Origin of the sequence: Pseudomonas sp. WOUb67 (assembly GCF_050058005.1) — a bacterium.
Classification (GTDB): Bacteria; Pseudomonadota; Gammaproteobacteria; order Pseudomonadales; family Pseudomonadaceae; genus Aquipseudomonas; species Aquipseudomonas putida_R.
The window spans coordinates 3,215,790-3,233,649 of sequence record NZ_CP170112.1 but is presented as its reverse complement, the minus strand read 5'-3'; the positions used below and the strand labels follow the sequence as shown (position 1 = coordinate 3,233,649).

The following is a 17,860-nucleotide window of genomic DNA, read 5'->3' as shown; positions in this document are numbered from 1 at the left end:
CCGATGTCACTGAAAGACAGTTTCAGCGAAGAACTGCGTTACCTGCACGAGCTCGGGAACGACTTCGCGAAGGACAACCCACAACTCGCCCGGTTGCTTGGCAAAGGTGCCAGCGATCCCGATGTCGAACGCCTGATGGAAGCCTTTGCGTTCCTCACCGCCAAGCTGCGGCTGAAGCTGGAGGACGACTTGCCAGAGCTGACCCATCCCATGCTGCAACTGTTGTGGCCGAACTATCTGCGGCCCCTGCCCAGCGCGACAATCATCCAGTTCAGCCCGATCAGGCAATCCCTCAGCCAGTCACAGCGCATCCCAAAGGGATCGCGGCTGTTCTCGAAACGGGTGGACGGTGTGGCCTGTGAGTTTCGCACCTGCACAGCGGTCAACATTCATCCGTTCGAGATCGACACGGTGGGCGCCACCCAGACACTCGACAGTTCCGTGGTCCGCATCGGCCTTCAAACACTGGTCGAGCGGCCGTTGAACAGCCTGGGCTGTACCAGCCTCGACTTCTACCTCAGTGGCGATACCCTCACCGCACGCACGCTTTACCTGTGGGTTTCTCAATACCTCAAGGATGTCAGCGTGACCATCGATGGCGAGGTTCGTCGGCTGCCGGCAAACAGCATCGCATTCCCGGGGTTCAGCCCCGACGACGCCTTGCTGCCTTACCCGCAGAACGTCTTTGATGGCTACCGGATCCTGCAGGAATACTTCGCCTTCCCCCAACGTTTCCATTTCTTCAGCGTGACCGGGCTGGAAAAAATCTGGCCAGCTCATGACAGCCAGCAGGTAAGCCTCGAATTTCACTTCACCCGCCAGCTACCCGACACGCTGCGTGTCGGCAGAGCAGATTTCAACCTGTTTTGCGCACCTGCGGTCAACCTGTTCCAGCACAGCGCCGAGCCCATCGACCTGTCCGGCGAGGACGCCCTGGCTCCACTGACGCCCAAGGGCACAGAGCCGCACGGCTACGAAATCTTCAGTGTCGACCAGGTCATCAGCACCCGAACGACGACAGAGGGGAACACCGGTGAGCAGCTGCGAACCTTTCGTCCCTTCGAGTCGTTCGCCCATGAAATCGAGCACGCTCAGGGGCGCACGGCGCTGTACTACCGCTGCCATCTGGAGGAGTCCCTGCACGGCGATGGCGTCATGCATCGAATCGCCTTCGTGCGCGCCGACGCCAACAGCTACATAGGCGAACTGGAAACCGCCTCCATCGACCTGACCTGCACCAATCGGGACCTGCCGTTGGCGCTGGACATCGATGACATCAATGTCCTGACCGAACTGACGCCCCCGCTGGCCACCTACACCAATCTCTGTAAACCCACCCGCCCCTGCCGCCCCGTGCTGGACGGCCAGTTGCAGTGGGCATTGATCTCCAACATGTCGCTCAACTACCTGTCCCTGCTCTCGGTAGAGCCACTGAAAGCCGTGATCCGCGCCTACGACTTCATGGCCCTGCACGACATCCAGCAGGCGCGCACCACCGGTAAACGCCTGGACGGCATGCGCGACATTCATACACAGCCCATGGATTGGCTGATCAAGGGGCAGCCCATTCGCGGCCTGCACACCCGGCTGAAACTGGACCAGACCGCCTTTCTCTGCGAAGGCGACTTGTACCTCTTCAGCTGTGTGCTCGCCCACTTCTTCGCCCTGTACGCCAGCATCAACTCCTTCCATCAGCTGGAAGTGATCAACACCACCAATAACGAGCACTACACATGGCCAATACAGACCGGCAAGCAACCGCTGATCTAGCCGACAAGCTGCTCTCTGAGGCGCATCAGTACAACTTCTTCCAGTTGCTGGAGCGGCTGCACGGGCTGCATGGCGATGACCTCGAACCCCGTTGGCCGGACGAAGCCACCCGGCGGCGGGTGCGCCTGGCCTGCGACCCACGGCTGAGCTTCCCGGTTTCGGATGTGTACAAAGCCCAGAGGATGCCCGCTGAGCAAGAGCGCTACCGCGTCATTGCCACGTTTCTGGGCTTGCACGGCACCGATTCGCCATTGCCCACCTACTACCTGGAACAGGTGGCCTATGAACATGCACAGGGCATCGGTGTACGGCCGGCCTTCTTCGATTTTTTCAACCACTACCTGCTCAGCCTGTTGCACCGTATCTGGCGCAAGTACCGCTATTACATCCGTTTCCAGCCGGGTGCCAGTGATGGGTTTTCGCAGTACGTGTTTGCCCTGCTGGGGCTTAACGACAAGCAGTTGCGAGGGGACACGGCGCTGCCTTGGAGCCGCCTGCTCAGTTTTGCCGGGGTGATCGCCAGCCGCAGCCGCGCGCCCGGTACTGTGGCCGGCATCATTGCGCACTGCTTCGACCTCGAGCATGTGCGCATCCGCGAGTTCGAGACACGCTCAGTCACCACCACGTCCAGGCAGCTCGTAAGCCTGGGGCGTGCCAACGGCCAGTTGGGCAGCACGTTCATGGTCGGCAGCCGCACGCGCACCCGCAGCAGCAAGTTCACCATCGTGATCAGCGAACTCGACCAGGCGCAGCTGCGGGACTTGCTGCCCAGCGGCATCAACTTCGGCCGTTTGCGCGCACTGATCGACTTTCTGCTGCGTGACGGTCTGGCCTACGACCTGGAGCTGCGCTTGAAACAGAATGCGTTATCACCCTTCTGCTTGCATCACACCCAGGGCGCTTACCTGGGCTGGACCAGCTTCGTCGATGACCGGCATGGCCAGATCAGCCCGGTTGTACGCTTCCGGGGGCGCTCATGAACACAGTGACCTTGAGCATCACCAACCTCGACCAACTGCAGCACGACGTTACTGCCCGGCACCGTTTCGATTGCAAGGGCGGCACCATCGGCAGCGAAAGGGCAAGCTGGCGGATCAATGACCGTGCTCAGGCCGTTGCGCCCCTTCACTGCGAAATCCGCTGGCTCGAAGGCAGCTTCTGCGTGATCGACCACTGCCACCGCACCTACCTGAATGACAGTGCTACCAGCCTGGAAACGCTTGCACCCAGGCGTCTGGTTGAAGGTGACCAGCTTCGCATTGGCGCCTACCGGCTACAGGTTCAGTACGCCCAGGATGAAGCCTGCACACGCTCGCTGGCGGACCTGTTCAACCCGGACCGAAGAGTGCTCGACCGCCTGATAGCCGAAGAGCCCGCCACCCCTTGGCCGACAAAGCCATCTGCCCCTCAACCAGCGGTCGAGATCTGCTCGGTCTTCAAGGCAGCCATGGGCAATGACCCGCTGGCAGCGCTGGACGCAGCGGCTGATGCAGGGGCGTTCCGAGAATGCCCACTGCAGCGCCTGATTGCAGGAGAACACCCATGACCCGTCATCCACTACTGATAGCGCCGCTGCTGCTTGCGTTGGTCGGGCTCACCGGCTGCACCTCTTTGAGCAGAGCGAGCCAGGTCGTCATGAACCCTTCGTTGCCCATCGGGCCGCCGAAGGACCATGCGACCCAGGTCGCGTTCAGCATCAATGCCAGCCCTACCCTCAACGGCAATCCGAACAGCCTTGAGGTAGCGGACGAACAGGAGCACGCCCTGGAGCCCAGCCCCTACGCAGTGACCCTGAGTGCCGGCGACCCCTATGCGCTGACCGAAAAAATCGGGACCCTGTTCGAATACCTGCAAGCGCAATTTCCTGCGATGTCCCCCGTCGAAATGCACGACGAAGGCGAAAGCGACCCGGTGCGCTCGCCCCTGGAAGAAAGCGCCCCCGGCAGCTACGACGACCCTACCGTGGTGCTGACCTTGCCACGCACCACAGCCATTACCTCAGAGCCTGTGGCCACGCCCATTGCCATCAAGATCCTGCAACTGCGCGACGACTCACTGCTGCGCAACACCGTGTACCAGCTGCTGGACCAGGACCCGGCCAAGGCACTGCGCAGTACCTACATCCGTGGTGACGACTACCTGCTGCGCCCTGGCCAGTTCAAGTACATCCCGTTCGAGCCCATCCACGCCGAAACACGCTTCGTCGCGGTGATTGGCGACTACCGAGGCCATGAAAACGCCAGTTGGCGGCAAGTGCTGCGCATTCCGCCGCGTGGCCACCTGATCATGCTGTCGGTGTTGGTCAACGACACGCACATCGTGCTCAAGGAAGAAGACTGATGGCGCCTGAACACCCTTTGCCCTTCCTGCTTACTCACGCTGACACGGAGCGCCCATGAGTTCACGCAACCCCGTTCTCTGGCCCGAAGGCCTGTTCGTCAAACCACAGCATTTCCAACAGGCTGCCAGGGCCAGCGAAGCAGCCATGCACCAGCGCCTCGCCAGCCTTAATGCAGCCTTCTACGGCTTCAGCGAACTTCAGCTGAACGACGAATACCTGAGCCTGGGCAAGATCGCCATCACCCGGGCGCGAGGCGTCATGCCGGACGGCACGGTGTTCGATATTCCCGCCGACCTGCCTCCACCGCCGCCGCTGGAAATCGACGACGCCTGCACAGACAGCGAGGTGTATCTGTGCCTGCCGCTGCGCACCAATGGCGGCCGCGAAGTGAGCTGGCCTGACAATGCCGCCAACTTCCGCTACACCGCCCAGGCACAGGAAATCAAGGATACCCACACCGCTGACGGTGACCTGGTACAGGTAGACCTTGCCGTGCCCAACCTGCAGATCAGACGCACCACCGAAGACAGCAGCGCCTACACCCGCCTGGCCCTGGCACGTATCCTGGAACGGCGCCCCGACGGCAGCTTGCAACTGGACGAGGCGTTCTACCCGACCAGCGTGTCGGTGCGGGCGGTGCCGGCACTGCAACGGTTCCTTGAAGAAATCACCAATACGTTGCGGGAGCGGGCGCGGGGCCTTGCCACGCGTATAGGCGCTTCGGGCCAGTCCGGTATTGCCGACATCCGCGACTTCAACCTGCTGCAGGCCATGAACCGTTGGTGGCCGTGCTTCCAGCATCTGGCCAGACAAGCGCACACGCACCCCGAGCAGCTGTACCTGTGCATGAGCCAAGCCTGTGGCGAATTCGTCACCTTCACCGACCAGAACAGGCTGCCGCAAGAGTACCCCGCGTACAACCACACTGCGCTGCGCGCCTCGTTCAAGCCACTGGAAGACACCATGCGTCGGTCCCTGAGCACCGTGTTGCAGCCACGCGCTGTTTCACTGCCGCTCGAGAGCGAAAAATTCGGTGTGATGACGACCACGCTGGCAGATCGCCGGCTGATCGACGAAGCCGACTTCATCCTCGCCGTGCGCGCCGACCTGCCACCGCAGGCGCTGCGCCAGATGTTCATCCAGAAAGCCAAGATCACCTCACTCGAGTCACTCAACGACCTGGTGCCACTGCAACTGCCGGGCATCCCTCTGTTGCCATTGCCGGTGGCACCCCGCGACCTGCCCTTCCATGCGGGCTTCAGCTACTTCGAGCTGAACCGACGCGACCCGGCCTGGGCATGCATGGCCAAGGCGAATGGCTTCGGCATCCACATTGCGGGCGATTTCCCAGGGCTTGAACTGCAGTTCTGGGCGATCAGGGGTGAGTGAAATGGGAGAAGACAACAAAACGCCCATCGATGAAAAAAACGCTGAAGTCGGCCCGCTTGGTTCAACCCTTAAAAAGCCGGTTTCCGACGCCCAGGCCACGGCAACCAATGCGCAAGCATCCGCGCAAATCCCTGAGCCAGAGCCTGCGTCGGAAGGCTACCCCGCCGACCCCGAATTTCAGCTGCGGGGCGGCTTCGCCAACCTGATGCTGGATGCCGCGTCACCGTTGTTCGGCTTGGTCATACGCCTGCGTACGCTGGACGAACTGCCAAACATCAAGGACGTGCACCAGCAAGTACGTAACCAGATCGACAACATTCAGGAAGAAATGCGCCAGCACGGTTACGAGCCCGCTCAGTTGCTGGCGTATTCCTACGGCCTGTGCCTGTTCATAGACGAGGCCGTGATGGAGCGGCCCTGGGGCAAGAGCAGTTGCTGGAGCCAGGAACCGCTGCTGAGCATCTTCCACGACGAAACCTGGGGCGGGGAAAAAATCTTCACCGTGATTACCCGACTGATGCAGGAGCCCAAGCGTTATCAGGATGTGCTGGAGTTCATGTACTACGCCCTGTGCCTTGGGCTGAAAGGCAAGTATGCGCTCGCGCCAAAAGGTGAAGAAACACTCAACGCACTGATTCACCAGCTGCACGGGATCATCCGCGAACTGCGTGGCCCCACGCCAGAAGAACTCTGCGACCCCTACACCAACGTGGCACCGCGCAACTTCCGCATGAACCGGCAGTGGCCCTGGTGGAGCCCTTTGGTGATTTCGGCCATCGCCATGGCGGTGGCCTACGGCATCTACAGCTATCGCCTGCACCTGATTACCACCGAGGTAGTGGAGTCGCTCAACCGCATCTTGCAGCAGTAGGCCGCAGCCATACGGGCCAAAAGAATTTCACGAATTAACGGGGCTGCAAGCCTTGTTGACAAGCCCATCGTTTCCGATGGCCACGCCACCCATGGTGCGCGTGTCAATCCACATGGACGCAGGAGAAACTGCCATGCCAACACCCGCTTACATCAAGATCGAAGGCAAGACCCAAGGCAACATCACCGCCGGCGCATTCACCTCCGACTCAGTCGGCAATGTGTTCGTCGAGGGGCATGAGGACGAGATTCTGGTACAGGAGATCAAGCACCAGGTGACTGTCCCTACCGATCCGCAAAGTGGCCAACCTGCTGGCCAAAGGGTGCACAAGCCCTTCATTTTCACCAGTTCACTGAACAAAGCCACACCCCTGATGTACCAGGCGCTGGCCAGCGGCGAAATGCTGCCAGTCGTTGAAGTGAACTGGTACCGCACCTCGGTGGAGGGCAAGCAAGAGCACTTCTTCACCACCAAGCTGGAGGACGCCACCATCGTGGACATCACTACCACCCTGCCTCATGCCCAAAATCAGAAAAACGCTGACTACACCCAGTTGATCGAAGTGGCCATGTCATACCGCAAGATTTCCTGGACGCACGTAACGGCGGGTACGGAAGGTTCCGACGATTGGCGCAAACCGATCGTCTGATCTAGCGGAAATGCCCGGGCAAGCATGATCTGCCTGGGCACTTCGAAGTCTCAGACGGCGGACAAGGACTGCTTATGCCTAGCCAATCTGATTTGCGATACAGCTTCCAGCCACTTGTTGGAAAAGCTGAATTTGAAGTGGTGTCGTTCAAGCTCAAGGAGGCGCTCAGCCAACCGTTCACGTTGACCCTGGAACTTATCAGCTTCGTGCACGATGTCGACTTCGGCCACCTGCTCGACAAACCTGTGCTGTTCACCATCTGGGACGGTGAACGGCCCGTACGCTACGTACACGGCCTGGTCAGCAGTTTCAGCCAGGGCGAGAGCGGCTTCCACCGCACCTACTATCACGCATTGGTCGAGCCGCAACTGGCCCGCGCGAGGCTGCGCTCGAACTGGCGCATTTTCCAGCACAAAACCGCGCCGCAAATTCTCGAACTGATGCTGAAGCGACAAGGCATCACCCAGTATCAATTCGGAACCGGCTTCAACTATCACGCGCGGGAATTCTGCGTACAGGCCGGCGAAACCGATCTCGACTTCTTTGCGCGCATCGCTGCTGAAGAAGGTTTGGTCTATCGGTTCGAGCACACTGAAAAGCATCACAAGCTGATCATCACCGACCGGCTGCTGACATTGGGGCAAATTGAGTGCAATGCAGCAAAAGCAAAGATCATCGATGAAGGGTTTGTCGATGACGATGAATCAACCAAACCCTACACAGTGCTGTACCACGCCAACGGAGGCGGCGACCAGCCCCAACCCTGCCTGCGGCGCGTGCGCTATAGCGAACAGGTACGTCCTGCACGGCAGGTTCAACGCGACTACACCTTCACCCACCCCGCCTATCGTCAGGAACACAAGGCCTCAGGCCCCTATCTGAAGCACCAGTCCACGGACTACGAGTACTTCGACTACCCCGGCCGCTACAAACGCGATGCCGTTGGCAAGCCGTTCACCGAAAACCGCATCACCGCCTTGCGCCACGACGTGCGCATTGCCGAGGTGCAAGGCGACGATATACGCCTGCAACCGGGCCTGAGCTTCACCCTGACCGGCCACCCGCGCGAAGACCTGAATGTGCATTGGCGGGTAAGCACGGTCAGCCACGAAGGCAGCCAGTTCACCAGCCTGCAGGAAGAAGCTGCGGGGGCCGACCAGAGCACACGTTACGAGCAAAAGGCGGTACTGGTGCCGGGCAGAACAGAATGGCGCCCGGCACCATTGCCCAAACCACGCGTTGACGGCCCGCACATGGCCACTGTGGTCGGGCCACCCGGTGAAGAGATCTACTGCGACGAATGGGGCCGGGTCAAGGTCAGCTTCCCCTGGGACCGCGAAAGCCAGGACAACGAGTTCAGCTCTTGCTGGGTTCGAGTATCCCAGGGCTGGGCTGGCGGCAGTTGGGGCTCGATGGCCATCCCGCGCATCGGCCAGGACGTGATCATCCATTACGTCAACGGCGACCCCGATCAGCCGATGATCACCGGCCGAACCTACTGCGGCAACCAGCTGCCCCCATACGACCTTCCCCGCCACAAGACCCGCATGACCATCAAGAGCCAGACCCACAAGGGCGATGGCTTCAATGAGCTGCGCTTTGAGGATGAACTGGGCCAGGAGGAAGTGTTCATTCATGCCCAGAAAGACCAGAACAATGTGGTCAGGCACGATGAGACAACGCAGGTAGGCAATGACCGCAAAGAACAGGTCAACAACGACGAATCAATCCTGATCGGCCACGACCGCAATGAAACGGTTGGCAACGATGAGCGCGTCACCATTGGGCATGACGCCGCGCTCGACATCGGTCGAAACCACACAATCAAGATCGCCAAGGACCGTGTTGAGACCATCGGCAATCACCGCCATGACCAGATCACAGCCAATCACCACACCCGCATTGGCGGCAACCTCGAACAACAGGTCGAAGGGCATGCCGAGCTTGAAGCCCGAGGGGATATCCGCAGACGTACCCGCCGTTATGAACTTCGAGCATCGGAAGCAGTGGTCATCCAAGGCCCTGGGGGCTCCATTCGAATCGATGAAACGGGCATCACACTGGACAGCCCGACGATTCGCATCACTGGCCAGATGCTCAAATCGGCAGATGGGGCAAGCAACCTCTTTTCCATCAGCGGCGCGCCGGTCGATGGCTACCCCCTAGATCGTCAGTGCGGACGCCGCCCCGATGGCACCTGCCCCTTGCCCGACTGCCGCTGCATCAGAGGGCCAGGCCAATGAAAACAGCCCTTTCAAATGCGCTGCCAGACGAGCACTTCGCAAAGAATGCTCGGTTCATTTTGCTCTTGACCAGCGAGCTCGAGTATTGGGCCTACCGACCAATACCCCAAGAGGGCGAACTGGTCCCGGCCTATGCCCCTTCGGTACTCGAGCTCATCAATGAAGTCAGCCGAAATACCCAGCACGCCTGGCTGTGGAGGCGCAGCGCCCTGGACGACCGTCATGACTTTGGGCCATTGCTGGTAGACGTGTCAGAAGCGCCCGAACTGCTTGCCCATGCAACATCGACCTGGATGCCCATTGGCGGTGCCATCGCGCTGGATGCCGAGATCGGCCTTGCCCAGTTGGCAGACCACTTCACCAGCCTTGTGCAGATCGCGCTTCCGGACCAGGGGCTAGCCACTTTCCAGTTCAAACCGGACCACCTTGCGGCCTGGCTGGATGCACTGGATGAAGACCATCGAGCAACGTGGCTTGGCCCTGTGACGTCGCTGGCCTGGCGCGTCAACTGGGGGCCGGCCTACGAATGGAAAACGCTCGAGCGCAGCCCGACCAATGCCCGCTCTTATCAGGAACCTGCATTACCCCTTCGCCGGCTTGAACTTGAACGGCTGCAAGCAGGCATGCACGAACACTTCGTGCTCACGTTGGCGCATGAGGTGTTAGCACTGCCACAGCACGCCACCCACACATTGGCCGACATCCGGCAATGGATCGAACGTCTGCTGCCACAACTGAAAGCCCTCAACTTTGGCGATGAGGAAGTCGCTGGGCAATTCATCAGGCTGATCGCCAGGCACATGTGGCTCATGGCCGATGACCAGGCGGGGAAGATCTACACCAACCTTGAGGAGTCACCCCAGGGCCGCCTCCGCGAGTTGCACGCACTGATCGAAAGCAAGGAGCCCACCCATGAATGACGCCAGTGTCAGCAGTGCCACCTCCGGCCCTGCGTGCAGCGCACGCATCCCTATCCTGCCGGTGCGCTATGCCATCGTGCCACGCATCGGCGATTCCCCCGCCTGCCGCTATGCCAATGCAGGTTTCAACCTGGAACAAGGCTTCGCCCCGCTGCAACACTCTGCTTACACCCTGCGCGCTTTGCGGCCCGGTTATGTGTACGTGTTCATGAAGGGCCCGAAGGGCGAAAAGCTGGTCATTCATGAGTACGTTGGCGCGGGCCTTTACAAGGAACTGCGTTACAAAGGGCTGGATAACTACCACCTGCGTGAGCGCTACTTCTCCAGCCGGCCCATGGGTTGGGTGTGGGCCGACACCTGCCCCGATACCGCCAAGGAAGTGTGGATCGGCTACAGCCCGCACCTGTGGACCAACGCCGTGACCGCCCGCATCACCGGTTCGTCAGCCCTGCGCAAACGACACATGCGCCAGTTGGACATGGCCGAACTGATCGCCGGCAACCAGGCGCCGTCCACCCAGCCCCATGCGTTGCCGGTGAGTGCCCTGCAAACCTGGGTCGAAGACTTCAAGCCAACAGAGCGGCGCATGCCTTTGACCTGGAGCAGCGACCCGGTCACCGATACCTTGCCTATCGGCAACCTTGTCGCCGTGGCGCGTCACTACCCCTGGACCCAGCCGAAAGTGCCGGTGGTGGTAGCGCTCGCCGACGCCGAAGGCATGGCCCTGGACCTGAGCCTGTCGGTCTCGGCCTACCAGCATCAAATGCGCGACCTGATGCCCGCCGAGCAACTGGCACACACAAAACCCGCGCAACCTCCCGAGCAGGAACGCGTGCCGGCGTGCTACCGCCTGGATGCCGAGCAACTGAGCGTGCAAAGCCGCGATTTCCACCATCGCAACCTGGTGGGCATGCTGCTGAACAAGACGCTGGAAAGCCTGTACCCGCCCGATGCACCATCACCAGAACTGGCCGCGTTCAGGCTTGGTACGGAGCGGCGTGGGCCTGCGCTGTCTGCGGCCGAGTCACATTTTCACGCCCTTACCCATGAAGCTTATTCCCCCCACGGCGCGCGTTTGGCAAAGCGCCTCGATATCGCCAAATACCGACGCTTCCTGGCCGAACGCGATGAGCTGGAACGGCGCATTGCAGCGCTGCGCAACCTGGCCTTGCAAGCCAGCAACGATCATGACGCCTGGCTGGCCACCGCCGAATCGCAACATATCGACAACCCCTACAGCCTGGCCGCCGCCCTGGCGTGTTACGACCGCGACGAACGCACCTCCGCCCGCGGTCTGGAAATCTCGCTGGCTTTGCTGATTCACCCGATGGGCCAGCCGACACCCGGCACCGAAGATCAGGACCGACGCTTCAAACGCCTGGAGCAATGGTTGGACCAGCACGACAGCCCGCTGTACACCGCCTTGGCGCCGTTCAACCCGTTCAAGGACAAGGCGGATTCGATGGGCTCTTTGTTCGGCGCCAGCGACAACGTGATTGAAGGATTGGTGGGTCGCTTCCCGGCCATGGCCGACATCACCGACCTCACCGCCCAGGCGGTCAATACCGTGGTGCTCAAGCGCCTGCGTGGGCAGACCCGCTGGGATGCCAGTCATGGTTTGCGTCAGCAGGTGTTGCTGGCGGCGCGTGAGGCGAATGCCGAGAAGGCGTTGGGGCTGTTGGCGGCGCGTTACCGGATCACCGAGCAGGCCATCACGGAAAATCCATTTAGCCAGGAGGTACAGAAGTATTTGAAGAGCGGCATGGCGCAGGTTGAGGAGATGAAAGAGCTGCGCATCTCGGGAAGCCGGAACGTGTCAATCGAACTGACCACCACTGCGCGAGTGAAGCCTAACTTTCTCGGGTTGCTTACAACGGGCGGTGGGGGTGGTTTGAACGCGGGGATGCTGTGGTTCAACATCTTATCGCTCAAGACGGCCTATAACAGCCTGCAGAAGAGCGATGCACCGGAATACACCTTGGGGTTTGCTTCATCGATTTTCGGTGTGATCGGTGCAGCGGCGGCGACGATGGTCAGCGTGCGGGCAACGCAGAAGGCTGTAATGCTGAGATTGAGTCCGACCGCACCAGGCATGGCCTTTGGCAACGGGATCATCAAGTTCTTAAGCAGTAACCTGTTTGCGCGTTTGGCCGGATACCCTGCAATAGCATTCAGCCTATTTTCAGACATATCAAAGGGAATGCGTCAGCTCAAAAGTGGTGGTTCAACTGCAGGCGGATACACCTTGGCCGGAGGGGTAACCATGGCCATCGGCTCTGCTGTCGTCCTTGAAGCAGGGCTTGCCGTTGCGGGCGCGACAACATTAGTACCCTTTGCCGGATGGGCCGCGGCTGCCCTTGTCCTCGTAGGCGTAGCCATCATTGCAGGAGGCTTGTACCTGCACGCCAAGGCACATGATCACCTTCACAGCCCAATTGAGCTTTGGGCCGCACGCAGCATCTTCGGTAATCGCATCAATGATGGAGAGGGGCGCCCTGGCATTACCTTGGACTATGAGCAGAAACTTCCGGCTTACGCGTCGCTACAAGCCGAGGTCAAAGCCTGGCACAACGAGCATTACGGACCGAAACTGCTGTCCGCCGAGCAGGCGCTGTCACTGGGCATAACTGAAGCGGGCACTAAATGGCATCGGAACGATCACTGGTCTCCGCCCAACTGGACAGCTATTACACATAACGAAGCAGCCAGACCTCAACCAACTGTTGGGTTCACAGTGCTACTGCCTGGCTTCAGGCTAGGCGTAAGTGAATGGTCAGGGAGCTTAAGCGCCCTCCGTGACGACCAAGGGATGGACGTTTTCCCAATCGCCCCAACCGGTCACATCGTAGGTGCTGGTTTAGTTCTGCACTTCGAGAACACGCTAACCAACCAAAATCATGTCTCGCTGCAATTAGCTTACAGCGCCAATCAAGGGTTGGACGAAGACAATGAGACCCTGTCAATTTTTCGACTGGAACGCTGAGCATGGCAACCATCTGGATATTCAATTCGAAGACAGGTTCAGGACACAAGCCCGCTATCACTGGGCAGCTATTAAGCCTATCCGACAATTTTTTATGCTTGAGAAACCCATGGGTAACAGACTCGGTATTCATGGGGAAACTGTACTGTGCAATAATAACTATTTCAATGATCGGCTTCTACCCCTATCTATTTGACGGGGAGTTCATTAAGTACTTTAAATCCAACCCACTTCTAATGACCAGCTTCGCACTCACGCCCTTCACCTTCCTCCCGTTCCTAATTTACCGAATATACTTCGTAAAGCGCTTATCGAGCATATGTTTCAACCGATCAACTCAGAAGATTTACTATCAACGCTTGAGCAAGGTATTCGTCTTTGAGTGGAGTAACACTGGCGGAGGCGTTTTCAAACGCACCGAGTACGGCGGTTCATCCTTCAGCACCAGCTACGCCCTCGCCTTCGCTCCTCGCAGAGAAGACGGCAGCCTACACCAAAAAGATTGCCTCTGGGTCGACAGCAATGAACCCACCGAACCCGGCGTCAGACACGTCGCCGAAGTATGGGAATACCTCCGCCATTTCATGAACCACGGCCCGGACAAGCTCCCCCCGCCCGGTGAACCCAATTGGTGGCACAAGCCACTCCATGCCATCTACCTGACCCCGGCAGAAGCCTGGCGCCACTATGCGCCTTGGCGTACCGGCGAGCCCGGTGAAATGCAGGGTAAAAAGAACTGGCAACTGCCGTTCTGGGCCGTGCTGTTCCCCTACAACCTCACGGTTGCCATCTGTTGGTACTTCATCTGCAAACTGTTCAACGTCCGAGCAGCAACCCCGCCCGCAGCAGCCTTTGAAGAAGCCCCTGGTCAACCGAAAAAAAGGAAGCGCAAATGAGACCTATCGTACTTGTAGGCCATCGTCACAGCTGCCCGCTCCATGGCGAAGGCACCGTGGAAACAGGCGCAAGCGCAACATTTGTGGATGGCAAAGCCGTCGCACGGGTGGGCGACCGCATCAGTTGCGGCGCCGTCATCGAAACCGGCGCAGCCTGCACGATGATCGAGGGCCAAGCAGCAGCACGGGAAGGCGACACTACCAGCCACGGAGGGACTTTGATCGAGGGGGACCAGGGTTGGCTCATTGATTGAAAGAAAATCCCAGCTACTGAGATGAGCCCGGTTAAACGCCAGACATCAAACGAGATCACTCCCTTAACTCTAAAACCTGTCAGTCACGTGATTGGGCCGTCTTTCGGCCCAAATACCGAGCACGTGCTCACTGGCACTATAAACCAAGGTTATCTCCTGAAACTATTAGTTCGTCCAGCGTGGGAATTCCCTTACACAAAACTCATAAATCTAAACAACTTCACGAAAAACGAAGCCATGGTGGTCTTCCAAGAAAAATCCTTCAAATTATTTCACCGCTTGCATTTCCATTCGGCAACCACTAACACTAACACCATCACCCGATGGAGATTAACCATGTCCCGCCTCGCCGAATTCCGTGCCCTCGAGCGACTACTCGCGACCAAAAAATCCGAACTCTCCTTCATAACAATCGACCCGCGCCTCATCCGCGAATTCGAATTCGAAAGCAAACTCCACAACCTGCTTGCCGAATATCAGTTCGATCTGTCGAACGTACTGACCATCCTCGAGAGTGAAATCGCAAACCAGGATTACAACGCCTATCAACAACCGCCCTCTGCCGTATTGCCCACACGTTACAGAGCTCGGCAAAGCAAATACTACATAAACCCTCATACCGGAGAGGAAGTAGAAGCAAAAAGCACCCTGCAGAAAACCGTGCGATTGTGGATCCAGCAGTACGGCCGCGCCGAGGTCGAAAGCTGGGCAACTGCATGGTCAGTGTGCACGCACAAACCCGGCCTGTAGCCACGCTGAACAGCACAACGATCACACCCTGCCTTCCCTGCTGACCTGCGCCCATCAAGCAACAAGGGTGAAAGCCTTCTACCCTTTATTGACGTGAATCCCTGCCGCGCCCACAGGGCAACGCAACCGTTCGGTAACCGAACAGTAGCCCGTCTCTCGAATTGACGCTGCCGCCTTCACTGCGCACCATGCACCGGCCTTGCGTGCCCTCTGCCTGGGAATCGGCCACGTACCCGTAGGGTTTGTACGAAAAGTGCCTGCGCGACGATCATGCTGCGTTGAAAACAGGCTCGGAATGCTCATTTGCAACTAGCAAACTCCGCTTCCTCGCCTGTTTTCGCCTTGCCTGATCGCCGCTCGGCGACTTTTCGTACAAACCCTAGCACCGCAGCTGAATACAATTTCAAGAAACGAGCAGTTTATGAACCACACCAAGACCACCCCCGCCGCGCCCCGGATGCACCAGGGTTCGATTGGCGACAAGCTTCGCGGCGCCTTCGGCGTCGGCAAGACCCGTTGGGGCATGCTTGCCCTGGTGTTTTTCGCCACCACCCTCAACTACATTGACCGCGCCGCCCTTGGCATCATGCAGCCCGTGCTGGCCAAGGAGATGAGCTGGACGGCGATGGACTACGCCAACATCAACTTCTGGTTCCAGGTCGGCTATGCCATAGGCTTTCTGCTGCAGGGCCGGCTGATCGACAAGGTTGGGGTTAAACGCGCCTTCTTCTTCGCCGTACTGCTGTGGAGCCTGGCCACCGGCGCCCATGGCCTGGCTACTTCGGCGGCCGGCTTCATGGTTTGCCGTTTCATCCTGGGCCTGACCGAGGCCGCCAACTACCCGGCCTGCGTGAAGACTGTGCGGTTGTGGTTCCCGGCGGGTGAGCGGGCTATTGCTACTGGCCTGTTCAACGCCGGCACCAACGTCGGCGCCATGGTCACCCCGGCCCTGCTGCCGCTGATTCTGGCCGTATGGGGCTGGCAGGCTGCGTTCATCGCCATGGGCTGCCTGGGCCTGGTCTGGGTGGTGTTCTGGGTATTGAAGTACTACAACCCTGAAGACCACCCCAGCGTGCGCCAGAGTGAGGTGCAGTACATCCAGCAGGATGACGAGCCCGAGCCGACCCGCGTGCCGTTCAGCCGTATTTTGCGCCTGCGTGGCACCTGGGCGTTTGCGGTGGCCTATGCGATCACTGCGCCGGTGTTCTGGTTTTACCTGTACTGGCTGCCGCCGTTTCTCAACCAGCAATACAGCCTGGGCATCAACGTGACCCAGATGGGCATCCCGCTGATCATCATCTGGCTGACGGCGGACTTTGGCAGCATCGGCGGCGGCATCCTGTCGTCCTGGCTGATCGGGCGTGGCGTGCGGGCCACCACCGCGCGGCTGGTGTCGATGCTGATCTTTGCCTGCACCATGGTCAGCGTCGTCTTTGCCGCCAACGCCAGCGGCCTGTGGGTCGCTGTGGCCGCCATCTCGCTGGCAGTCGGCGCGCATCAGGCGTGGACGGCGAATATCTGGAGCCTGGTGATGGATTACACGCCCAAGCACCTGGTGAGCACGGTGTTCGGCTTCGGCAGCATGTGCGCGGCGATTGGCGGGATGTTCATGACGCAGATCGTCGGCAGCGTACTGACCGCCACCAACAACAACTATGCCGTGTTGTTCACGATGATTCCGGCCATGTATTTCCTGGCGCTGGTGTGGATGTACTTCATGGCACCGCGCAAGGTCGAAAGCGCCTGAGGGCGCTAGCCACTTACCTCTACGGGGCCCTTGCGGGCCCTTTTTTTGGTCTGGTGATCAGGCCTGTCAGGGCAGCGTCGATTGCGAGGGCAAACACAAGCCCTGTAGGAGCAGCCTTGTGCTGCGAAGAGGCCATTGCAGCCGAAGATAAACTTTAGCCTTACCGGCCTCTTCGCAGCACAAGGCTGCTCCTACAGGGTGATGCGATAGCCTGAGTGATGGTTCCGAAATCAGACGGTAGCCAGTACAGCCATGGCTTTTTCCAGCGCCATGCGCGCGCGCTGTTCGCCGCTGATGCCTTGCTCCAGTAGCTGCCGTGTGGGGATTTCCAGGCTCAGCGGCACGGTTGGTGGCAGGCCGCGCAGCAGGCTGACCAGGTCGGCATCGCCGTCACCGGGGAAGCGCCGCTCGTTACGCGCCTGGCGCAGGATTTCGTCCATGTCGGCCGGTACCGGGCCGGCGACGTCGCACAGCTGGGCGTAGCGCATGCGTTGCGGCGCCAGTTGTGCCAGGTCGCCCAGCGAAGACCGGGAGCGGTTGAAGTGGAAGGCATCCACCAGCACGCAGCCATTGCTGCGGTCGGCGTTGGACACCACGCGCATGGCCTGGCTCAGGTCGCGCACATCGGTCCAGGGCATGAACTCCAGATGCGGATAAATGCCGTACCCCGCTGCCAGGTCACACAACGCGGCAAAGCGCTCGGTCAGACGGGCTTCATCCGGGTCGTTGCCAGCCACCAGCAGCTCCGTTCCACCCAGCTCGGCCCCTACCGCCAGAATTGGTTCGAAATCGGCCACGCAGGTTTCCGGCTTCAGGCGCAGTATCTCCAAATCGAGCACCTTGATACCGGTGTCGCGCAGGCGCGCCTGGGTTTGCCGGCGCAGGTCGGCGTCGGCCACCAGCGGGAAGTGCTGCTCCTGTTCGGTGGCGGGCACCAGGCGCAGGCCAACGTGGCTGTAACCGGCGCGGGCAGCTGCCTCGACCATGTCCGGCGGGGACAGTTCGAGCACCGTCAGGGCGGCAAGGGAGAAAATTCGATCAGTCATT

At 59.8% G+C, this 17,860-nt stretch carries 15 protein-coding genes; 14 read left to right on the top strand and 1 reads right to left on the bottom strand.

Translation table 11 applies throughout. The annotated features are described in order from the left end of the window. Positions 1–3 precede the first annotated feature (3 nt). From tssF to ABOC32_RS14475, 14 genes are all read left to right on the top strand, one after another. Complete coding sequence (gene tssF / locus ABOC32_RS14540; RefSeq protein WP_426811533.1) at positions 4–1,770, top strand: type VI secretion system baseplate subunit TssF; 1,767 nt, start codon at positions 4–6, stop codon at positions 1,768–1,770. Further along, positions 1,734–2,750, top strand: a complete 1,017-nt coding sequence (gene tssG / locus ABOC32_RS14535) for a type VI secretion system baseplate subunit TssG (RefSeq protein ID WP_426811532.1) — start codon at positions 1,734–1,736, stop codon at positions 2,748–2,750. The genes tssF and tssG overlap by 37 nt, the downstream gene beginning before the upstream one ends. Then, positions 2,747–3,316: an FHA domain-containing protein gene (locus ABOC32_RS14530; RefSeq protein WP_426811531.1), complete on the top strand. Its 570-nt coding sequence runs from the start codon at positions 2,747–2,749 to the stop codon at positions 3,314–3,316. The genes tssG and ABOC32_RS14530 overlap by 4 nt, the downstream gene beginning before the upstream one ends. Next, positions 3,313–4,110: a type VI secretion system lipoprotein TssJ gene (tssJ, locus tag ABOC32_RS14525; protein WP_426811530.1), complete on the top strand. Its 798-nt coding sequence runs from the start codon at positions 3,313–3,315 to the stop codon at positions 4,108–4,110. The genes ABOC32_RS14530 and tssJ overlap by 4 nt, the downstream gene beginning before the upstream one ends. A 55-nt stretch (positions 4,111–4,165) precedes the next feature. Further along, positions 4,166–5,500, top strand: coding sequence for a type VI secretion system baseplate subunit TssK (gene tssK, locus ABOC32_RS14520; RefSeq protein WP_426811529.1), 1,335 nt, complete (start codon positions 4,166–4,168; stop codon positions 5,498–5,500). 1 nt (position 5,501) lies between these two features. After that, positions 5,502–6,371, top strand: coding sequence for a type IVB secretion system protein IcmH/DotU (gene icmH, locus ABOC32_RS14515; protein WP_426811528.1), 870 nt, complete (start codon positions 5,502–5,504; stop codon positions 6,369–6,371). A gap of 133 nt (positions 6,372–6,504) precedes the next feature. Further along, positions 6,505–7,020: an Hcp family type VI secretion system effector gene (locus ABOC32_RS14510; protein ID WP_043204177.1), complete on the top strand. Its 516-nt coding sequence runs from the start codon at positions 6,505–6,507 to the stop codon at positions 7,018–7,020. A 74-nt stretch (positions 7,021–7,094) separates the two neighbouring features. Continuing rightward, on the top strand, positions 7,095–9,263 hold the full coding sequence (locus ABOC32_RS14505) for a type VI secretion system Vgr family protein (RefSeq protein ID WP_426811527.1): 2,169 nt from the start codon (positions 7,095–7,097) through the stop codon (positions 9,261–9,263). Then, complete coding sequence (locus ABOC32_RS14500) at positions 9,260–10,183, top strand: DUF4123 domain-containing protein (RefSeq protein WP_426811526.1); 924 nt, start codon at positions 9,260–9,262, stop codon at positions 10,181–10,183. Before ABOC32_RS14505 ends, ABOC32_RS14500 begins: the two co-directional genes overlap by 4 nt. Continuing rightward, on the top strand, positions 10,176–13,166 hold the full coding sequence (locus ABOC32_RS14495; RefSeq protein ID WP_426811525.1) for a T6SS effector BTH_I2691 family protein: 2,991 nt from the start codon (positions 10,176–10,178) through the stop codon (positions 13,164–13,166). The genes ABOC32_RS14500 and ABOC32_RS14495 overlap by 8 nt, the downstream gene beginning before the upstream one ends. A 2-nt stretch (positions 13,167–13,168) precedes the next feature. Continuing rightward, positions 13,169–14,062, top strand: coding sequence for a DUF6708 domain-containing protein (locus ABOC32_RS14490; RefSeq protein WP_426811524.1), 894 nt, complete (start codon positions 13,169–13,171; stop codon positions 14,060–14,062). Next, positions 14,059–14,316 (top strand): PAAR domain-containing protein, encoded by a 258-nt coding sequence (locus tag ABOC32_RS14485; RefSeq protein ID WP_426811523.1) that lies wholly within the window; start codon positions 14,059–14,061, stop codon positions 14,314–14,316. The genes ABOC32_RS14490 and ABOC32_RS14485 overlap by 4 nt, the downstream gene beginning before the upstream one ends. A 336-nt stretch (positions 14,317–14,652) precedes the next feature. Next, a complete protein-coding gene (locus tag ABOC32_RS14480; protein WP_426811522.1) occupies positions 14,653–15,066 on the top strand; it encodes a histone-like nucleoid-structuring protein, MvaT/MvaU family in 414 nt (137 codons plus the stop codon). A 457-nt stretch (positions 15,067–15,523) separates the two neighbouring features. Next, positions 15,524–16,813: an MFS transporter gene (locus ABOC32_RS14475; RefSeq protein ID WP_426811603.1), complete on the top strand. Its 1,290-nt coding sequence runs from the start codon at positions 15,524–15,526 to the stop codon at positions 16,811–16,813. A gap of 230 nt (positions 16,814–17,043) precedes the next feature. Here ABOC32_RS14475 and ABOC32_RS14470 read toward each other — a convergent pair whose 3' ends face one another. Further along, positions 17,044–17,859, bottom strand: a complete 816-nt coding sequence (locus tag ABOC32_RS14470; protein WP_426811521.1) for a sugar phosphate isomerase/epimerase family protein — start codon at positions 17,857–17,859, stop codon at positions 17,044–17,046. Position 17,860 lies beyond the last annotated feature (1 nt).

What these genes read in the sequence shown, in the direction of transcription:
- tssF (WP_426811533.1), top strand. Translation starts at nt 4, where the DNA reads ATGTCACTGAAAGACAGTTTCAGCGAAGAACTGCGTTACCTGCACGAG.
- tssG (WP_426811532.1), top strand. Translation starts at nt 1,734, where the DNA reads ATGGCCAATACAGACCGGCAAGCAACCGCTGATCTAGCCGACAAGCTG.
- ABOC32_RS14530 (WP_426811531.1), top strand. Translation starts at nt 2,747, where the DNA reads ATGAACACAGTGACCTTGAGCATCACCAACCTCGACCAACTGCAGCAC.
- tssJ (WP_426811530.1), top strand. Translation starts at nt 3,313, where the DNA reads ATGACCCGTCATCCACTACTGATAGCGCCGCTGCTGCTTGCGTTGGTC.
- tssK (WP_426811529.1), top strand. Translation starts at nt 4,166, where the DNA reads ATGAGTTCACGCAACCCCGTTCTCTGGCCCGAAGGCCTGTTCGTCAAA.
- icmH (WP_426811528.1), top strand. Translation starts at nt 5,502, where the DNA reads ATGGGAGAAGACAACAAAACGCCCATCGATGAAAAAAACGCTGAAGTC.
- ABOC32_RS14510 (WP_043204177.1), top strand. Translation starts at nt 6,505, where the DNA reads ATGCCAACACCCGCTTACATCAAGATCGAAGGCAAGACCCAAGGCAAC.
- ABOC32_RS14505 (WP_426811527.1), top strand. Translation starts at nt 7,095, where the DNA reads ATGCCTAGCCAATCTGATTTGCGATACAGCTTCCAGCCACTTGTTGGA.
- ABOC32_RS14500 (WP_426811526.1), top strand. Translation starts at nt 9,260, where the DNA reads ATGAAAACAGCCCTTTCAAATGCGCTGCCAGACGAGCACTTCGCAAAG.
- ABOC32_RS14495 (WP_426811525.1), top strand. Translation starts at nt 10,176, where the DNA reads ATGAATGACGCCAGTGTCAGCAGTGCCACCTCCGGCCCTGCGTGCAGC.
- ABOC32_RS14490 (WP_426811524.1), top strand. Translation starts at nt 13,169, where the DNA reads ATGGCAACCATCTGGATATTCAATTCGAAGACAGGTTCAGGACACAAG.
- ABOC32_RS14485 (WP_426811523.1), top strand. Translation starts at nt 14,059, where the DNA reads ATGAGACCTATCGTACTTGTAGGCCATCGTCACAGCTGCCCGCTCCAT.
- ABOC32_RS14480 (WP_426811522.1), top strand. Translation starts at nt 14,653, where the DNA reads ATGTCCCGCCTCGCCGAATTCCGTGCCCTCGAGCGACTACTCGCGACC.
- ABOC32_RS14475 (WP_426811603.1), top strand. Translation starts at nt 15,524, where the DNA reads ATGCACCAGGGTTCGATTGGCGACAAGCTTCGCGGCGCCTTCGGCGTC.
- ABOC32_RS14470 (WP_426811521.1), bottom strand. Translation starts at nt 17,859, where the DNA reads ATGACTGATCGAATTTTCTCCCTTGCCGCCCTGACGGTGCTCGAACTG.